At 43.8% G+C, this 1,306-nt stretch carries 2 protein-coding genes; both read left to right on the forward strand.

The genetic code is table 11. The features are described from left to right. The first annotated feature begins 73 nt into the window (after positions 1–73). Complete coding sequence (grxD, locus tag B7X71_RS17095; RefSeq protein ID WP_215302393.1) at positions 74–382, forward strand: Grx4 family monothiol glutaredoxin; 309 nt, start codon at positions 74–76, stop codon at positions 380–382. A 28-nt stretch (positions 383–410) separates the two neighbouring features. After that, positions 411–1,306, forward strand: an 896-nt coding sequence (locus B7X71_RS17100; protein WP_293601621.1) for a DNA recombination protein RmuC, incomplete at its 3' end; no start/stop codon positions are given.

Below are 1,306 nucleotides of genomic sequence, written 5' to 3' on the forward strand. Positions count from 1 at the left end.
GATAGCCTTAAAATTAGCCCATTGTTAGTTGCAACTCTAAATCATTTTATAGCATCAATTCAGGAAGAAAATTATGGACACCCAAGCAAGAATTCAAGAAATCGTTAGCAGTCATCCTGTTGTATTGTTTATGAAGGGTAATGCCCAGTTTCCTCAGTGTGGCTTCTCCGGAAATGCGGTCAATATTTTGCGCACCTGCGGCGTAGATAAACTTCATACCGTAAACGTATTAGAAGATGCAGAAATTCGTCAGGGTATTAAAGAATTTGCTAATTGGCCAACTATTCCTCAGCTCTATATCAATGGTGAATTCATTGGTGGCTCTGACATCATGACCGAGATGTTTCAAAGTGGTGAACTGCAAAAGTTAGTACAAGGCTAAGATTTAATAGCTTGCATAGACTGCATTTGTGACTTTTGACTTAAGCTCCCTTCTCCTGTTTGGCCTGCCATTGGTTTTATGCGCAGGCCTTTTGGTTTATGCGCTTAATCTAAGATCTGCTCTTCAACGTAGCGAACAACAAGCGCAGGCAGAAGCCGCCATCACTATCAGCTTGCGCTCTGAAAGAGACCAAGCCTTACAAAATGCAATTCGACTTGAAGCAGAGCTAGATTCCGAGCGCAAGCAAGGCCTGGGGAGAATTGAATCCCTCAATGAGGCTAAAGAGGCTTTGACTCATCAGTTCAAAAATTTAGCTAATGAAATTCTGGAAGATAAGTCTAAGCGCTTCACAGAGCAAAATGTCGCTAATCTAGATGCATTACTAAAGCCACTGCAAACTAAGCTTTCAGAATTTAAAGAGCAGGTAAATACTTCCTACGGCAATGAAGCTCGAGAGCGCTTTGCACTCAAGGGCGAGATAGAACGTCTTGCCAATCTGAATTTGCGAATGTCGGATGAGACCCGCTCACTGACCCAAGCACTCAAGGGCGACTCAAAGGTACAAGGTAATTGGGGTGAGTTAGTACTCGAATCCATTCTAGAGTCTTCAGGCCTTCGAAAAGGCGAAGAATACCTTGTACAAGATAGTCACACTCAGACTGATGGCTCACGTCTTCAGCCAGACGTTGTCGTAAAACTGCCAGAGGGCAGAAGCCTGGTAGTCGATAGTAAGGTTTCTATCACTGCGTATTCACGCCATGCTGAGGCAACTGATCCGACAGTCTCAGAACAAGAGTTGGCAGCCCATATTCAGTCGCTAAGGCAACACATTCAGGGGCTTTCTAGCAAGAACTATAGCTCTTTATATGGAATTGGCTCGGTAGACTTTGTGCTGATGTTTGTACCGATTGAGACAGCATTCTT

This window comes from Polynucleobacter sp. 39-46-10, from assembly GCF_002282275.1.